Below are 17,660 nucleotides of genomic sequence, written 5' to 3' on the forward strand. Positions count from 1 at the left end.
TTTGGATTTTAGATTTATCGCATTCAATCTCATCTTATCTCAACATCTTTAAACAGTTCGCACTCCGACCAAAGAAACCGGGTTTTTCACGGAATTCACCGTTTCCAACCAAGATTTAGTAAAAAACCCGGTTTCTGACCTATGCCTAAGTCCTATTTGGGCGTGAGCAAAATTAGCTGTTTTGACAAGATCGATCGCACTTCATCCAATCCCATCTCCACATCCGCCAAAATCTCCCCAACACTCTGCCCACCACCTTGTAGGGGCGGTGCCCCCGTGCCCGCCCTGTCTGGGGGGGGTGCACAACCTTGCAAAAACTCAAATTCAGCACTTGACAAATTGAGCAATTGGTAGTTGCAATCAAACACTTGTTGACTAGGCCAACCGTGCATACAACTACTCAACTCTGGAATTGCCGCCAAAAGTGCCTTATCGTCCGACCAATCAATTTTATTAACAGGCTTTTTGCCCAAGAAAAACTCGTAATGAGTGATTTCCGTATCCAACAATTCAATTAATCGATAAAGCTCTCGTTCCGTCAAACCCTGAGCTCTTTCTATCAATTCCGGCGCTTTACCCAAAAGTCTTTCTAACTGCCAATATCCCGGATTTGAGAAACCGATAAATTCCAATCCCGAAGCGTCAATTAACTCGAACAAAGTCTCAATATTGTAGTCAATTTCCTGCGGGTGAACGTACATATCAGCAAAACATTCGTCTCGCTGATTTTCTCCTGCCCAACGCTGTTTTTCGTACTTGACAAGACGGTTGTTTTCTGGTAAAGAAGCAAAGATTTGACGGCCGACTTTCACACCATCGGGATAGTCACCTTTTTGCGGGCCTTGGAGAAGTCCGATCGCCTTTTGCATGAGTTGAATTTCCCAGCGCCCGAGCTCAGCATACACAAAAATGTGCATCAAACCGCCCGCCGCCAACTTCGCCGCCAGCGCTTGAATGCCCCGGATCGGATCGGGTAAGTGGTGCAGCACGCCCACGCAGTTGATCAAATCAAACTCGCCCTCTAACTCGGCGGCATCGTACAGGCTGAGGTGGCGGAAATCAGCTTCGCGCGCCCCCGATCGCCGACACCGTTCTTGTGCTACTTTCAAAGCACCCGCACTCAGGTCGATCGCCGTCACCGAAGCTTCTGGATTGAGGTGAATCAGATAATCGGTGCTCGAACCAGTGCCGCAGCCAGCATCCAAAATCCGAATATCGAGTTTTGGCGGCTTTTGGCCGGTGCAAAAATTGTAAGCATCAGGCCAACTCCAGCGCCAGTTGTAGCCTGGGGGCGGTTCATCGGACAACGGATCGGGCGGGAAAGGGAAAGTATCGTACAGCCGCCGCACGGCAGCACTGATATCAGGCGTAGTATCCATAAGTGAGGTAATAGTGCGTGAGTTTGGAGATTGGTTGTCAGTAGCTACGGACGAACAGCGCGACGCGATGCACTTCTATTGCTTCCTTACTGGCAACCAAAGTGGCGTCTCGCCAAGTTGGGAAGCCTAAGAGAGAGGGATCGGGCGATCGACTAACCCCTGGTAGCCAAGCCCTGACAGCTTCTGCGTAATAAAACTTATCATTTTTTCTCATATACGCTCTCTTAAATCTATACAATAAATGTCGGCAGGCTTTTTAACAAACCAGGACTGTCAATAACCCACCGCTGAGCTTTTGGGTAAAGCGGAGGCGTCTTTCCGCAGAAAGTCACAGATCCAGAAAAAGGCACAAGAAAATTTTTGATTTTCTTTTCCTTTAATTCAAGGCACTGGCTGCGATCGCCCAAAGGCAACTCTCCTGCCGAGTCTTTTTTTCCACGGGTATGCCGGCGGAGTGCAGCGGAGGGAGTACCCCGTGCCTGCCTTCGGGTCGGACATTTCCCGGCAGGAAGAAAGATGAAACCAAAACATTTTAATCTAAGAAAGTAAGCGCGCCCGAACCTCGTGACAGGTAAAGGCAAAAAGTAAACAAAGCAAAAATACCTACTTTGACCTGCATCAGAAGGCAAGGTTAGTCTGGTTAAATGCTGCAACTATTTGGATAGGGAGCGAAAGAGTCTAATGACTGTAAAAGCAAGTGGTGGAAGCTCGGTTGCGCGTCCGCAACTATATCAAACTGTACCGGTCGCAACAATTTCGCAAGCAGAACAGCAAGACCGCTTTCTACAGCGGGGCGAACTCAGCGAACTGGCAAGTTATTTCAGTTCAGGGGCTCTTCGGATCGATATCTCTGCGACGCTGACCAAAAACTCGGAACTGATAGTATCCCGCGCAGCCAACCGGATTTTTACCGGCGGTTCCCCGCTGGCATTTTTGGAAAGACCACAAGAACCTGCGATGGCTGTAGCAGGCGCGGCTCGCGGCGGATCGGGCAATGTCTCTGAAGGCATGAAACTGGGAACTGTTACCTACGTTGAAGGTCGCGCAGGCGGCGGCAACGGCGGTGGCGGTGGCGGCGGTTTCTTGGGGCTAGGAAATCTATTTTCTGGCAACGGTGGCGGCTACAGCGGCCCAATCCCAGCAGGATTTCAGCCGATCAATGTCTCGCGCTACGGCCCGGGCAACATGACCAAATCTCTGCGGGATTTGAGCTGGTTTTTGCGCTACATCACCTACGCGATCGTAGCTGGCGACCCGAACATTATTTCGGTGAACGTGCGCGGATTGCGGGAAATCATCGAAAATGCTTGCTCTTCGGCAGCCACAATTGTGGCAATGCAGGAAATGAAGGCAGCATCCTTGGGCTATTTCAAAAACAATGCAGAGGCCGCGGCGATCGTCGGACAGTATTTCGACGTAGCAATTACCGAATTCAAAGCTCCCACACCTTCAGACAAGGTGCGGCAGCGCGAAAGCAACGACCAGCAAGGCTTGCAACTGCCTCAAATCTACTTCAACGCAGCCGAGCGGCGATCGAAATTCGTCATGAAAACCGGTCTGTCTTCGGCCGAAAAGCTAGAAGTAATCAAAGCAGCTTACCGCCAAGTATTCGAGCGCGATATTACCCGCGCATACAGCCAAAGCATTTCTGACTTGGAATCCAAGGTCAAAAATGGCGAAATCTCGATGAAAGAGTTTATTCGTCGCCTTGGTAAATCTCCTCTGTACCGTCAGCAATTCTACGAGCCGTTTGTCAACAGCCGCGCTGTAGAACTTGCCGCCCGCCACTTCCTCGGCCGCGGTTTGAGCTCGCGGGAGGAATTTAGCAAGTATTTTGCGATCGTCAGCAAAGGCGGCCTGCCAGCCCTCGTAGACGCGATGGTTTATTCCCAGGAATATTCCGACTACTTCGGCGAAGAAACAGTGCCTTACCTGCGCGGTTTGGGCCAAGAAGCTCAGGAGTGTCGCAACTGGGGCCCGCAAATTGATTTGTTCAATTTCAGCGCTCCGTTCCGCAAGGTGCCTCAGTTCATCACCTTGTTCGCCGGCTACACCCAGCCTCTGCCAGACCAGCACGTTTACGGTGTTGGCAATGACCCCTTAGAAATTCAGTTTGGCGCGATTTTCCCGAAAGAAACTCGCAACCCCAAGAGCCGTCCGGCTCCCTTCGGCAAAGACACTCGCCGCATCCTGATCCGTCAAGGTGCAGGTATTGACAATCAGTTGAGCAATCCGGCGGCTCGCGGTGCTGCTCCTGGTTCTCTGGGCCCCAAGGTCTTTAAATTAGACCAGTTACCGAGCAACTATGTTGCTTCCAAGAAAACTGCCCGCGGTGTCTCCAGCAGCTACAGCAATGCTTCCAGTGTCAAATTTACCGAAAGTTCCACCCAAGCGGTGATTCGGGCTGCTTACCTGCAAGTGTTTGGTCGCGACGTGTTCGACGGCCAGCGCCAAAAGGTGGCGGAAATTAAGCTCGAAAACGGCGAGATTCCGATGCGCGAGTTTATTCGGATGTTGGCGAAGTCTGACGTGTTCCGCAATATGTACTGGAGCAAGCTCTACGTTTGTAAGGCGATCGAGTACATTCACCGCCGACTCCTGGGACGCCCTACCTATGGCCGTCAGGAAATGAACGCTTACTTTGACATTTGCGCTAAGAAGGGTTTCTACGCGCTGGTCGATAGCATCATGGACAGCACGGAGTACAACGAAGCTTTTGGGGAAGATACAGTGCCCTACGAGCGCTATGTGACTCCCGGTGGTTTGTCGATGCGGACGATGCGATCGGGTTCCATCGCTGAGCAAAATTTCCAAGCTCAGACACCGGAAACTCCTCGGTTTATCGAACTCGGCACTGCGCTCGATCGGGGCGATTTCGAGTTACAAAATAGCCTCGCTCAAGGTGTCAGCAAGCGGCGCGAACAAACTAAGGTGTTCAAGCTGACGACTACTTCGGACAAAGTAGCTTTGAAAACTTTAATTCAAGCTGCTTACCGTCAAATTTTTGAGCGCGACATCAACCCGTATGTTGTGAAGAATGAATTCACGGCGCTGGAAAGCAAACTTGGCAACAATGAAATCAATCTCAAGGAGTTCATTGAGGCTTTGGGCTGCTCGTCGCTGTACGTCAAACAGTTCTACGCACCTTATCCCAATACTAAGGTGATTGAGTTGGGAACGAAGCACTTCTTGGGCCGCGCTCCCCGCAATCAAGCGGAGATTCGGACGTACAACCAAATCTTGGCAAGTAAAGGGATTAAGGGCTTTATCAACGCGATGTTGAACAGCGTTGAATATGCCGAGGCGTTTGGCGAGGATACTGTTCCTTACCGTCGCTTCCCGACTCTGCCGGCTGCGAATTTCCCGAATACCGAAAGGCTGTACAATCAACTCACTAAGCAGAATGGTGAGTTGGTGGTTCCAAGCTTTGAACCAGTAGCTGCTACTGACAGAAGCTAACAACAAACTGCAAGAAAATTGAGTTGGTAGGTTGACAAAAATCCCTCGCTATGGTAATGCTGTAGCGGGGGATTTTTGCAACCGCAGATTTTAGGATCGCGAATTAAATAATTTACACTCTTGAAAGTGGGGAGTAGGGGTTGGGCTTATAGCCCGCCCTTTCTGGACGGGCGGGACGCCCATCCCACAAGAACCATCAAAATTCTAAGTTATTTAATTCTCATTCCTTAGCGGATAAACGCGGATAAACGCTGATGGGATGATATGAAATGCTAATTTCGGCAACTTGCGAAAATAGCCTCACACCTCAAACCTAACACCTACAACCGAACTCTATCACCTCATAGCTATTACCTAATGCCTACAACCGAACACTTTTAACTAATTAGCTCGATCGCCCGATCGGCTTGAATCAAACCATATCCACTGGCAAGGTCAAATCCAACATCAAAACCGGGCGTGTTTGGATCGTCCATATCCAAAGCCGTTTGCGCTAGGACTCTATTAATGTCCGCTGGGCTTAAGTAGGGATTTGCTTGCAGCATCAAAGCCGCAACTGCCGCCGCATGAGGAACCGCTGCAGATGTGCCCGCGAAATTGGGGAAACTGTCAGCATCTTCCAGAATATCGTTGCCAAAGAACGTCGTATTGGTATTGTTGGGAGCGACGAAACTCGGCTGCGGGCGCAACTCAGGTTTAGATAGACGATCGCCCTTTTCATCAAACAAAATAGGAGTGCCGCCAGCCGAAGAAAAGTTTTCCAATATTGCAGGATTTACACCGTATTTAGGGGTGAGCAAGTAAGAGGCTGCCCCGACTGCTGCGACTCCTCTGGCATTCGCATTGCCATATACCGTTGAACTATTGGTGTTGTAATTGTTGATTTTGAAGGTAGCGGAACCGCCCGCTATATACTTCATCAAACTGGGATCCGCACCCGATCGCTTGGCAATCATGAGATTGAATCGATCGGAGCCAAAGGACCCATCATTGCGGAATGTGAGAAGCTCGATCGGATCTCCTCCTACATTTGACAGCATACTGCGAGCCAATACTTTTTGTTTTGTACTGTCAACAAAGTAAATATCGAGGTCGTTAGTCGATCGACCCATCGGTGAGTCCCATTGGAATGAGAGGCTGAAGGAATCACCTTTCTCTAGCGTGATGCTTTGATAGATATCGACCCCAATCCCCGGATCGAAGTCATGCAATTCTCCAAAACCAGCAAAGAAACCAGCCGAGTTGAAAGCACTTTGATAGCTAGCGCGATCGCTATTACCCGCCGCAGTAAAGTAGACAACTCCCTTTTTAGTGACTTCCTCGATCGCTCGGGCAACAATTCCATCCTGGAACATCGGTTGAGATGGGAATCTCGAATCATCCACAATGATTTGAGCTCCCTGTGCTGCCAGCGCGCGAATGCCATCAGCCATTACCCTTTCACTTGCTTTGGAAAATTCTAGAAAGCTGTTAAACTGACCGACAGGTCTGTCTGTATGAAATAACAAATCTGCTCCCGGAGCAATATCGTGAATGAGTTGCAGCATAGCCCTGCCTTCATCATTAGGCGCAGATAAGTTATTATCCGGCTCTTCTGCTAATATCTTGACTTTTGCAGGCAAGTTGCCACTTTCAATATCTTTGGCGGCTCCACCCAACCTGTTGAAACCATTAGATATAACCCCGATTTTTACGCCAGTGCCATCTACCTTAAACTGTTCTCTAGCGAGATCCGATCGCATGGCCCGATCGCCCAGGCTGGTTACAGATCCAGGAGGTTTTAAAGTGAGGAAGGCTGAATTGTCGATCGCGCTGGCACTGGTGTTTTTGATAATTGCCAGCAAATTCCCAGTCTTAGTGCTAATTAATGTACTGTCGCTGTTGTCGCCTGTGCCTTGATAAACGATTAATTCATCAAGGGTTAACCCCGCAGCTAAACCGAGCCGATCGCGCTCGTTAAGATTAAAGTCAGTGAGAATATCAGTTCCTTCCTGCTCTTCCAACACGAAGATATCGCTCTCAGTCCCGCCGATTAATACATCTAGCCCCGCGTCGCCCGCGAGCAAATCGCTGCCAGCATTCCCCCAAATCGTATCGTTGCCGGCATCGCCCAACAGGATGTCATCATCATTCAGTCCATTGATGCGATCGCCACTTTGATTGTTTATTGCCTCGCTGACATGGTTGAATCTTGCCATCAAATCGTTGAAATTGTTGGGAAGTGCCATCGGGCTTTTCATGTTACTGGCTAGCAGCAGATTGTGGCGATCGAGGAAAGTAGATAAGTTGATATTTACAGGATCGATGTTCATAGAAGTTATGCCAAATTCCAAAATTTTTTCACGCAAAACTAGACATCACTTAGGTGCTGTCGGTGCATTTGCTTTTTAGTCGTTTAATTACGGCTTCATATCCCTAAACAAATCTCTTGGGATGTTAGGCGGCCAATCGAGGGGCGGTATTGGGAAGCCATTCTGCTGGGAAGCAGGCTGTTGTTGACACCGCTTTTTGTCGTCATTTAAGCCAAAGCCCATGTTCCAACTGAAATTTTCGTTGCGGGTGGTGCTTTGATTTCTGCGATCGATTCTGGCGGTGAAAGTACCGGATTCAATGATAGTATTACCGCGTTTTATCTCATAGGAAAAGTCGTTATTGCCAGGTTGTACGGCTAAATAGCTACCCTTGTGTGTGATGTCAAAAGACACTTTAAATCCTTGCGACATTGGAGCTTTATCGTATCCGCGATCGGTATAAGGAGAAGGGTTGCGATCGAGCCCGGGGGTGACATTTCTGATAGTAACGCGCAACCCTGGAGCGGGTGGCGTAGTTTGGGAAATGAAGGCTGCTCTCCCGAAGACTAGCTCTTCGTGGGTGCGGCTGTGAGTCTCCATATTAGGGTGGTAGAACTGACCGACACACTTGCCTGAGTCTACTTGGTAAGTTGTAGTGACAGATAAAGTAGTTACTGCACCGACATTGAATTCCTCAGATGCTTGAAATTGCAATCCGGTTTGCAGGGCGGGTGATGGGGTTTGGGCATTGGTAATATCAGACAGCACCGGTACGCTTAACAGTGAAATTCCCATGACTGTAGAAACAAATTTTGCTTTCATTGTTAGGATTGATTTTTGTAATTTCATCGGTTTGGTCTCACAAATATTTGCAATTATCGGCAAGTTTTAGCAAGCAGATAACCGAGTTCGTGTCCGATCGATTACCATAACAAAAACTGTTTGTAGTGCGGACTTTATGCAGCAGGATAGTGCGGGTTAAAGTCCAGAATACGAAGCATAGTTATTGCGGTCGCTCGCGCCTACACGATAGGATACGATAATTTTTGGGACTGGCTGATTTCTAATTCGATTTATTCTCAATCTAATGCAAGGTGTTGTTTGCATCATGTGTACCAGCATCTCGAATTCAGGCTTTCATGTCGATAGATAAACTTCGCGTTACAGATAGATTTTCCACAGAGCAAGTTCGTGCAGGGTATCTGCCACAGCCAAACTGTTGAACTTAAAGGAGTTTGAGCCAACTTCTGGCAGTCGGTTAGAGTCCAAAAAATTTAACCGCATTGCAATTCACAAAATCCGTTTCCTGTCAATAGCTGAAATTCGTAAATTATTTGGTAAGCTTCAAAGGAAATATTGTTCGATAGGTAATTTTTGTAACAATTAATACTTTTATCGATAAAGTATGGAGCTGGAACACGGACTTGAATGGGTCGATCGGCTGGTGAAAAATCGCACGGGCAATCCTCTGACTGCTATGGAAATTGCGCTGCTTAGAGGTGCGTGGTTGGGACAAACCTACGAAGCGATCGCACAGACAACTAACTACTCTGCCAGCTACCTCAGCCGTACCTTTGCACCCCAGTTATGGCAACGTTTATCAACTGCCTTTGGCGAATCTGTAACGAAGAAAAGCTTTCGTGCTTGTATAGAACGCCTTGCGGCCGGACAAATAATTGCACAACAACAGGGACAAGACACAGAAAAACAAAAGAATGCTCCTGTTCTTGCTGACCATCAAGCTAGCCTGGCCCAAACACCAGCCACTGCGATCGGCTGCCTCAATGTGGATCCTCTTTGTGATTGGGGAGAAGCGATCGATGTCTCCATTTTTCACGGACGCACTCAAGAATTAGGCAAGCTAACCCAGTGGATAGTGTGGGATCGCTGTCGATTAGTCGCCCTGTTAGGGATGGGTGGCATTGGCAAAACCGCACTGTCAGTAAAACTGGCCCAGCAGATTCAAGAACACTTCGAGTTTGTTGTGTGGCGATCGCTGCGGAACGCGCCTCCCCTAGAAGACTTGCTCAAAGACCTAATTCTAATACTTTCCCAGCAACAAGACATTGAGCTGCCTCGATCGACTTACGAACAAACTTCTCGTTTATTGCAATACTTGCAAAAACATCGCTGTCTGCTGATTCTAGATAATGGCGAATCGATCTTGCAGAGCGGCGATCGAGCCGGGCACTATTTACCTCAGTATGAAGGCTACGGACAATTGTTGCAGCGTGTTGGCGAGAGCAGCCATCAAAGCTGTTTAGTCTTTACCAGTCGTGAAAAACCAGACGAAGTTGCGGTTCTAGCAGGAGAACTCTCTCTAGTGCGGGTACTGCAAACGATCGGTTTAAGCGCTGCAGAAAGCGATGGCATTTTCTCAAGTAAGTCTTTGAGCGGTTCAGATGCCGATCGCCAACAGCTTAATGAACTTTATGGGGGAAATCCTCTGGCTTTAAAGATTGTCGCCACCTCGATTAGCGAAGTATTTGACGGCAATATTTCTGCGTTTATACAGGAAAAAACTGCTGTTTTTAACGGAATTCGGTTGTTACTTGATGGGCAATTCAATCGTCTGTCGGATATAGAAAAACAGGTAATGTATTGGCTGGCTATTAATCGAGACTGGGTAACAACTCAGGAATTGCAAAATGATTTTTTCCCTGCGCTTTCTAAAGCCAAACTGCTAGAAGCATTAGAATACTTGCGGCGGCGATCGCTGATTGAATGCAGCACTCAAGGATTTACCCAGCAACCTGTTGTCATGGAATACATGACACAGAAGTCGATCGAAACTGTTTGTGATGAAATTTGTCAGCAGGCACCGCAATTATTATCAACCTACGCACTGTTAAAAGCGCAGGCAAAAGATTACATTCGAGAGGCGCAACTGCGAGCGCTCGTGCAACCTCTGATTGCTCAACTGTTGGGTCATTTTGGCACTCAACAGGCGATCGCGCAACAATTACAGCCAATGCTAGAACGCCTGAAACGAGAACCTCACCTGCGATCGGGATATGGAGCTGGTAACTTAATCAATCTACTATCTCAATTGCACGCCGATCTGAGTGGATATGATTTTTCTGGCTTAACGATTCGTCAAGCAGATTTGCGACAAGTGTCGCTTAAACAAGTTAATTTAGCTGATACCCATTTGATTAACTCAGTCTTTGCCGAATTACTGGGCAGCCTCAATGCAGTTGCCGTCAGCCCAGACAATACCTTAGTCGCAAAGCTCGGTAACGATGGCATGATTTGTGTTTGGCAGGTGGCAACAGGTCAACGAGTGCTTACCTTAGCAGCCCACACTTCTTTAGTCTTGAAAGGTTTGGATTTTAGCCCAGACGGACGATTGCTGGTGAGTGGTGGTTACGATCATCTCGTCAAGTTGTGGGATGTCACAACAGGAAGATGCCTGCAAAGCTGGTTCGTTGGTAATTCTGTGCTAGTAACGATATTTAGCCCAGACGGTAAGCTAGTTGCCTGCAGTAAAGATGGCAATACGATCGAACTGTGGGATGTCCAAACCGGGCAATGTCTCAGGGTGCTTTCAGGCAGTCAGGCTCAAGGTATTGGGTTGGCATTTCACCCTCACAGCAGGCTACTGGCGAGTGCTGGGGCCGAACTAACAGTCAGACTCTGGGATGTCTCGACTGGAGAATGTTTGCAGACATTTGTCCATACAGATATGGTGTGGTCAGTTGCTTTTAATTCTGACGGTACTCATCTGGCGACGGGTGGAGCAAATTCTTCAGTCAAAATCTGGGATCTAGAAACGGGGGACTGTCTCCATACTTTGGAAGGTCACAAAGGTCCTGTAAATGCGATCGGCTACACTGCTGATAGCAGCATTTTGGTAAGTGGCAGTAGCGATGGCACCGTTCGCCTCTGGGATGTCCGGACTAGAAGATGTCTTAAAGTTCTGTCGCAAGGCGATGGAGATGCTGTCTTCGCAATTGGCTGTTTCTCGAACAGTTCGATCGTTGTCAGTGGCAGCGTTAACGGAACCATCAGATTTTGGGATACAACAATCGGGCAATGTACCAGAACTTTGCAAGGAAAGATGATTGCTTTTAGAACCCTCGCCTGCAACAGCCAGGGAACTCTACTGGTTAGTGGCAGTGAAAATGGTCAAGTAAGAATTTGGGATATAGCAACTGGACGCTGCTTGAAAGTTATAGCAGAACATACTATACAGGTTTGGGGTACTGCGTTTCATCCCCAAAAAAACTGGTTTGCTACGTCCGATTTGGGTGGCAAGGTATGCCTGTGGGAGTTTGAGGTAATTGCTCAACCTTCTACTCTCAGTCAAGCTTCAGAAACTGCATTTGACTGTCGTCTTAAGACGGTTTACCAGCATACCCATTGGGTGCAAGCGATCGGCTTTCATCCTCAAAGCGATATTTTAGTGATGGGTCATGGCGATGCAATGATTCGGTTCTGGGATATTACTACTGAAACCACGATTAAAACCCTATTTGATGGGGGGCATTGGAATGTACTAGCAATCGCGTTTCATCCGCAAGCTCATCTCCTAGCAAGCGTGAGTAACGATCCGTTAGTCAGAGTGTGGAATGCAAACACTGGCGAGCGTTGTATGGCTTTGCAGGGTCATACCAGTCGCAACTGGACAGCGGCCTTTCATCCCCAGGGGCACTTGCTGGCAACAGGTGGTGATGACCATTTGTTGAAGTTGTGGGACATTAATACAGGTCAATGCTGCGTTACTTTGCAGGAACATACGAGTTCGATTTGTTCTATTGCTTTCAGCCCAGACGGTAGATTAATGGCAAGCAGCAGTACCGATCGCACAATTCGCCTGTGGGATACAACAACTTGGCAGTGCCTGCGAGTGCTGCAAGGACACACAGGAGCGGTCATTTCTATTGCGTTTCAACCGCATTGTGATGGCGTTTCTTCAGATCGTCCGCTGATTCTAGCCAGTGGTAGCTATGATGAAACCCTGCGATTGTGGAATGTTCAAACAGGAGAATGTCTCAAGATTCTCCGTCCCGATCGGTTATATGAAGGCATGAATATTACTGGAGTAACCGGATTAACGGAACCTCAAAAAGCAACATTAAAGGCGTTAGGAGCGATAGAAAACCAATTATGAAATTTCAGTAGGTAGGCGTAAATAAACCCGCTTATGTAACAGAATGTAAATAACTCGAAACTTCTGCGATTGCCTTTCTTCGGATCTTAACGAAGAGAGGTTCTCTTCGTTAAGCTCGCTTGTGACTACGCGCAGCGGTTCTGTTGTCGAGCAAACTGTCGAGACTGAGGAAGAAACTCCGAGGTTTATCGAATGGGGCGCTGCGGGCGATCGGGGCGATATCGAGTTGCAAAGTCGGATTGCTCAAAGTGTCAGCAAGCGGCGCGAACAAACTAAGGTGTTCAAGCTGACGAATACTTCGGACAAAGTAGCTTTGAAAACTTTAATTCAAGCTGCTTACCGTCAAATTTTTGAGCGCGACATCAACCCGTATGTTGTGAAGAATGAATTCACGGCGCTAGAAAGCAAACTGGGCAACAATGAAATCAATCTCAAGGAGTTCATTGAGGCTTTGGGCTGCTCGTCGCTGTACGTCAAACAGTTCTACGCACCTTATCCCAATACTAAGGTGATTGAGTTGGGAACGAAGCACTTCTTGGGCCGCGCTCCCCGCAATCAAGCGGAGATTCGGACGTACAACCAAATCTTGGCAAGTAAAGGGATTAAGGGCTTTATCAACGCGATGTTGAACAGCGTTGAATATGCCGAGGCGTTTGGCGAGGATACTGTTCCTTACCGTCGCTTTCCGACTCTGCCGGCTGCGAATTTCCCGAATACCGAAAGGCTGTACAATCAACTCACTAAGCAGAATGGTGAGTTGGTGGTTCCAAGCTTTGAACCAGTAGCTGCTACTGACAGAAGCTAACAACAAACTGCAAGAAAATTGAGTTGGTAGGTTGACAAAAATCCCTCGCTATGGTAAACGTGTATGGAGGGATTTTTGGTAGAGGGTGATCGGGCAGTGAGAGTCGAGTTAAAATGAATCCAAAGGGCTGATGAGTACCGCAACAGCGACGACCCGGAGATTCCAATATGGATAAAACCTTGGAAAGAACAATTGGGGAAATAAAGTAATGCTTAAGTTAGACAGCAAACATAGTCGTTTTAATTGAAAAATTTAACTGTATAAACACAATTTCTTGAAAGAGGAGTTGACAGTGACACTTGAAGAAATATGGCGGCAGAAAAGCGATCGAGAACTAGAGTTTGCTGCTCTAGTAATTTCTGATTACACAGAAGAAGCTCAAGAGGTAATTAGAGTCGAAATACAAAGACGCGGCTTAACTGAACCACCTCAATTGCCGCCAACTAAAGTCTCCGTAATTCAAAATGAGCCTCATTTGTTAGGAAACTTTTTGGAGCAATATAGGAGTGGTAGTTTTCCAGGATGGATTAAAGCAATTATTGTAGCTCCTATACTTTTAATTATTGGAGGATTCATCCTTACTACTAGCGTGTCTTTTTTATTCAAACTGACAACAAGTATTTTTTGTGTGGGGGGCGGAATATGGATAATTTATCGGACAATTCAGCATAGAAAACACAATATATTGGTTTATGAACACGGCATTGTTTACGATAAACCAAACAATCGACTATCTGCACATTATGAGGAGTTACAAATTTGGCAAGAGAGCCTATATCGTAGGATTTTATTTATTTCAGTAGAGGTGAGTCGTACCTACACTCTAGAATTTCCCAAAGGTAAACTGCTTAGTATCTCCGAAGATCTTGCGGACAAATTGCAGGTACTGGTAGTCCAACATCAACTCCCACAGGCGATCGCTGCTTATAATCAGGGCTATACTCTTGAATTTGGTCCTATCCGTCTTCATAAAAAGGGAATTGTGATTTATGGGCAAGGCATCCCTTGGTCAACGGTTGGTCGTGTTAGGGTCAGGAAAGGCAAAATATATATAGCTACATCTATAGCTAGAGCTACATATAGAGATACAGCCCCAATTCTAGTTGCGGATGTACCCAATGTTCAGGTTCTAATCAGTTTCCTTAGACAGCAAGGATACTATCAAGCATAGCTATCTGTGAGCTGCATAACAACGCCCATGCACGCCGACCGTTGAGAGTCCCTCGGTTATGATGCAGAGGTTGTCTGTGTGTGGCGGGTGATGAGCAACGTTGTTAGGCTTGACAAGCTTCAGAGGTGACGTGCCAAAAGGGTATCTGCTTCCCGAAAGGCTCCGGTTCGGTTCAGTTATCTGTGGGAGTGCGATCGCTCCACTCAGACTTCCTTGCTCAGTCGTCAAACTCAGGGCAGTAATATTTAGGAGCCAGAGCGTTAAGCGCATCAACTTCAGCATTGCCTTTAGGTTGCAGCAAGTCGATCGACATTCCCCCACTGAGCGCATTACATATCCCGCGCGCACGTTCGATAGCAGCTTGGGGATTTCGCTGAACGCGAGACACCGCATCGGATGAGGATGAATTGAGCCGTTTGCTCAACGATCGTTGGTAATTATTAATAAAAGCCTGGTCATTTGGCTGTAAAGCGATCGGGCGACCTCTGCCACTACTTCCACAAAGCTTACCTAAGTCGATCGTTTGACCATTACTCCTCTGTATATAGCAAACGTAATCATCAGGTATTTGAGCGAGTGAACCACTAGATTGAAATAGGTCAACGGCAAAGGCACTCAATACCATTACTACACAATAAAACACTTGTTTCGACCGGCTGACGTATGGCACGACTCTTCAAACTCCCACAAATCCTTAAATTTTCATAAGCTTATAGAGAAGAACTCACACCGGATATTGCTACAATCCGGCGTGATTCGTCATTACATAGTGCGAACATTAAGCGTTTTACCGGCCAATAAAATGCTCGCACTACAAGGCAGTAATGTTATGCTCCTCGTTGAGACTTCCAAGGGCCCCAAATGGCAAACGTGATGCCTGGGGTTTGGATATTAACGAACATAGTTCGACCGTCCGGCGAGAAGCAGGCTCCGGCAAACTCCCGATCGTTGAGCGCATTTTTTGCGAAACGATACAGTTCCCCGTTAGGAGTTACACCCACCACGAACTGCTCATCCTCGCCATCTTCGCAAATGATCAGATCACCATGAGGGGCCACAACAATGTTGTCAGGGCCATCGAGTTCGTCAGCCGATTTAGCCTCAACAAAAAGTTCGATCATATCTTGATCGGGAAGATACCGCCAAACCTGACCAAATCCGTTGGGTCTGCCAGTGGCAGGATCAACAGAGCCACCGTTCGAGCAACAGAAGTAAACTTCACGATTGCCGTACCAGATGCCTTCCCCACGAGTAAACTGGGCAGCACCTTTACCGAAACCTTCGACCCGTACCGTATCCGTAGCAGGGTCAGGATTGTCAATTGTCACCCATTCCACCGACATCGGTTGGCCCTTGGGAAACCCTGCAAAAGTTTTTGCCTGCGGCATATTCTTAATCTTCAGCGCTTGGAGAGTGCCCCCTGCGCTTAAATTCTTCACTTCATTGGGGATAAAGCGATAGAAAAGGCCATCTCCTCGGTCTTCAGTTTCGTACACAATTCCGGTTTTGGGGTCGATCGCCACCGCTTCATGGTTAAACCGTCCCATTGCAACTAAAGGTACGGGATTCACAGGAGCCGTTGCCAGAGCCGGAACTTCAAAGTTGTAGCCGTGAGATTTCGATACATTTCTTGCATCGTTTGGTCTAGGTCTATTAGTCGCCAGCGTCGAGACATCCTCCTCGGAAGTAATCCAAGAACCCCAGGGAGTCGGGCCGCCCGCACAATTTCGATAGGTGCCGCTCAGCGAAACGTAGTGCTTGATGAGCTGACGATTGGGCCCAACCTGTAGTGTTGTTGTCCCGCCTTTGCAAAGAGGATCGTAAGGATTTGGGCCCACAACTTGTGTTGTAGAATTCGGACTCAGTTCGTGATTGCGAACCAGAATGATCGTGTTTTGGGGACCTGGGAAAGCCGCCATGCCATCGTGACCGCCGGGCACAGGGGAACCGTCGCTCATCATTTCGCCCGTTCGTGAAAAAGCCCGATACTGAAACCCCTGCGGTAAATCTAACAATCCATTCGGATCGGGTACGAGGGGCCCATACCCTCCTCCAAATACTGATTCACCATTGGCCTTTCTGGCATAAAGCGCTTCTAGAGGAGACATCATCAAAGTGCCAGCAGCGCTCGCTCCTGCCAAGGTAAAAAACTTTCGTCGTGATAGTTGCATCAGTCTTTTCTGGTGAATTAAACAAAGCATACTAAACCTGCATCAAGACCAAGATAAGGTTAGTTTAACTTCTCATTAAGGTTGTTTCATAGTTGTTCAAAGTCAATCCCAACAGCTTGTCATTGCGCCGCTAACCGAGCTGTTCGTTGCTCTATCTGTTCAGCCCGGTGACGTTTTTTTTAGTAGGTCATTGTAGGTAGACAGCACCTAAATCTGCTTTCTAAAAAGACGTTTTTATAAAAAAATGTAGGTTTGTTGATTGTCAATTTTTATCTAGTCGATGTATGTTTATGAGGCTTTAGTTGATTCATTAATTTTTGACTATACCCAGTTTCTACAATTTGTTTAACAGCTTCTATTTCTTCAACATCTACCCGGATAATAGCGGTTTCAAATTCTACGCCTACAACTCGGCTGACTTCGAGGATTTCTACAAAACTGGCACAATGAGATAGCGGTTTGCAATGGGATGCACTACACTCCAAACGAGGAGCTTCTTCTTTTCGGCATTCTGAGCCTGTACGTCATCCTAATGAGAACCGCTATAAAGTCCTAATTCGCGTTCGCAAGCAGTGCCTGGGAATACGGATTTTGAGGATTATCCTTGCGTTAATAGAATTATTAAAATTGCTAAAATTCAAACATCCGTTTGATTTTTGGCAACTGTCTCTCAGATTTACGAAAAGCTAGCCAAAGCCTATTACTAAAAGCTTGTGCAGGTTGGAAGAGAAGTGTTAAGGATCGCGAATTAAATAACTTACAATTTTAATTGTTATTGTGGGATGGGCGGCCCGCCCATCCCACAAACTTGTGGAAGTTATTTAATTCTCATTCCTAAGCGATTTTATTTCACCCAATTTGTATACAATTATTCGGGAAGAACGCTCACGTAAAATCCCGATGCAACGGCTTGTCTAATTTCTATTAAATAGGGAAAAAATAGTTTTGGAGAAACGTCAATTACTCGGCAAATTACAACTCACAAAAAGCGGCGGGCAGCAAGTGTCGCGAGTGGGAAATACTCTCAGTCATGCACAAATTGACTCCGCAGAATAAGGGGCTATTTTCTACGCTGGGGACACGGTACAATGTGGGATTTTGCTGATAACCAGGAACTTGCTGGGATTCGTGCTATTTACGAAGCACGTGGCATTGTGGGTGCTGTCTGTCACGGGCCCGCGGCGTTAGTTAATCTTAAGGAATGAGAATTAAATAACTTCCACAAGTTTGTGGGATGGGGAGCATCTCAGTTTTGCATTTACAGTGCGAGC

9 protein-coding genes and 1 pseudogene are annotated in these 17,660 nt (G+C 47.3%); 4 read left to right on the forward strand and 6 right to left on the reverse strand.

The window, feature by feature from the left end:
• Window positions 1–152: 152 nt before the first annotated feature.
• Window positions 153–1,379: a class I SAM-dependent methyltransferase gene (locus QT992_RS27790; RefSeq protein ID WP_333378212.1), complete on the reverse strand. Its 1,227-nt coding sequence runs from the start codon at window positions 1,377–1,379 to the stop codon at window positions 153–155.
• 37 nt (window positions 1,380–1,416) lie between these two features.
• Complete coding sequence (locus tag QT992_RS27795; protein WP_333318896.1) at window positions 1,417–1,593, reverse strand: hypothetical protein; 177 nt, start codon at window positions 1,591–1,593, stop codon at window positions 1,417–1,419.
• A gap of 467 nt (window positions 1,594–2,060) precedes the next feature.
• On the opposite strand from QT992_RS27795, the gene QT992_RS27800 reads away from it, so the two are divergent.
• Window positions 2,061–4,838, forward strand: coding sequence for a phycobilisome rod-core linker polypeptide (locus QT992_RS27800; RefSeq protein WP_333339136.1), 2,778 nt, complete (start codon window positions 2,061–2,063; stop codon window positions 4,836–4,838).
• A gap of 377 nt (window positions 4,839–5,215) precedes the next feature.
• Here the strand turns inward: QT992_RS27800 and QT992_RS27805 are convergent, their stop codons facing one another.
• The gene (locus QT992_RS27805; RefSeq protein ID WP_333318893.1) at window positions 5,216–7,150 is read right to left on the reverse strand and encodes a S8 family serine peptidase; all 1,935 of its coding nucleotides are present in this window, start codon (window positions 7,148–7,150) and stop codon (window positions 5,216–5,218) included.
• 87 nt (window positions 7,151–7,237) lie between these two features.
• Window positions 7,238–7,951 (reverse strand): hypothetical protein, encoded by a 714-nt coding sequence (locus QT992_RS27810; protein ID WP_333318891.1) that lies wholly within the window; start codon window positions 7,949–7,951, stop codon window positions 7,238–7,240.
• A gap of 583 nt (window positions 7,952–8,534) precedes the next feature.
• Between QT992_RS27810 and QT992_RS27815 the strand changes: the two genes are divergently transcribed.
• The 3 genes and pseudogenes from QT992_RS27815 to QT992_RS27825 all read left to right on the forward strand — a co-directional run bounded on the left by QT992_RS27815 (window position 8,535) and on the right by QT992_RS27825 (window position 14,218).
• Window positions 8,535–12,242 carry a WD40 domain-containing protein gene (locus QT992_RS27815; RefSeq protein ID WP_333318889.1) on the forward strand — a complete coding sequence of 1,236 codons (3,708 nt, stop codon included), beginning with the start codon at window positions 8,535–8,537 and terminating at the stop codon, window positions 12,240–12,242.
• A 166-nt stretch (window positions 12,243–12,408) separates the two neighbouring features.
• Window positions 12,409–13,047, forward strand: a pseudogene (locus QT992_RS27820) (phycobilisome rod-core linker polypeptide); the annotation flags it as partial.
• Window positions 13,048–13,339: 292 nt separating this feature from the next.
• Complete coding sequence (locus tag QT992_RS27825) at window positions 13,340–14,218, forward strand: DUF6585 family protein (protein WP_333318887.1); 879 nt, start codon at window positions 13,340–13,342, stop codon at window positions 14,216–14,218.
• 217 nt (window positions 14,219–14,435) lie between these two features.
• Here QT992_RS27825 and QT992_RS27830 read toward each other — a convergent pair whose 3' ends face one another.
• Both QT992_RS27830 and QT992_RS27835 read right to left on the reverse strand, forming a co-directional pair.
• Complete coding sequence (locus QT992_RS27830) at window positions 14,436–14,888, reverse strand: DUF732 domain-containing protein (protein ID WP_333318885.1); 453 nt, start codon at window positions 14,886–14,888, stop codon at window positions 14,436–14,438.
• Window positions 14,889–15,045: 157 nt separating this feature from the next.
• Complete coding sequence (locus QT992_RS27835) at window positions 15,046–16,389, reverse strand: alkaline phosphatase PhoX (RefSeq protein ID WP_333339128.1); 1,344 nt, start codon at window positions 16,387–16,389, stop codon at window positions 15,046–15,048.
• Window positions 16,390–17,660 lie beyond the last annotated feature (1,271 nt).

Origin of the sequence: Microcoleus sp. T3_D1, assembly GCF_036700405.1 — a bacterium.
Taxonomy (GTDB): domain Bacteria; phylum Cyanobacteriota; class Cyanobacteriia; order Cyanobacteriales; family Microcoleaceae; genus Microcoleus.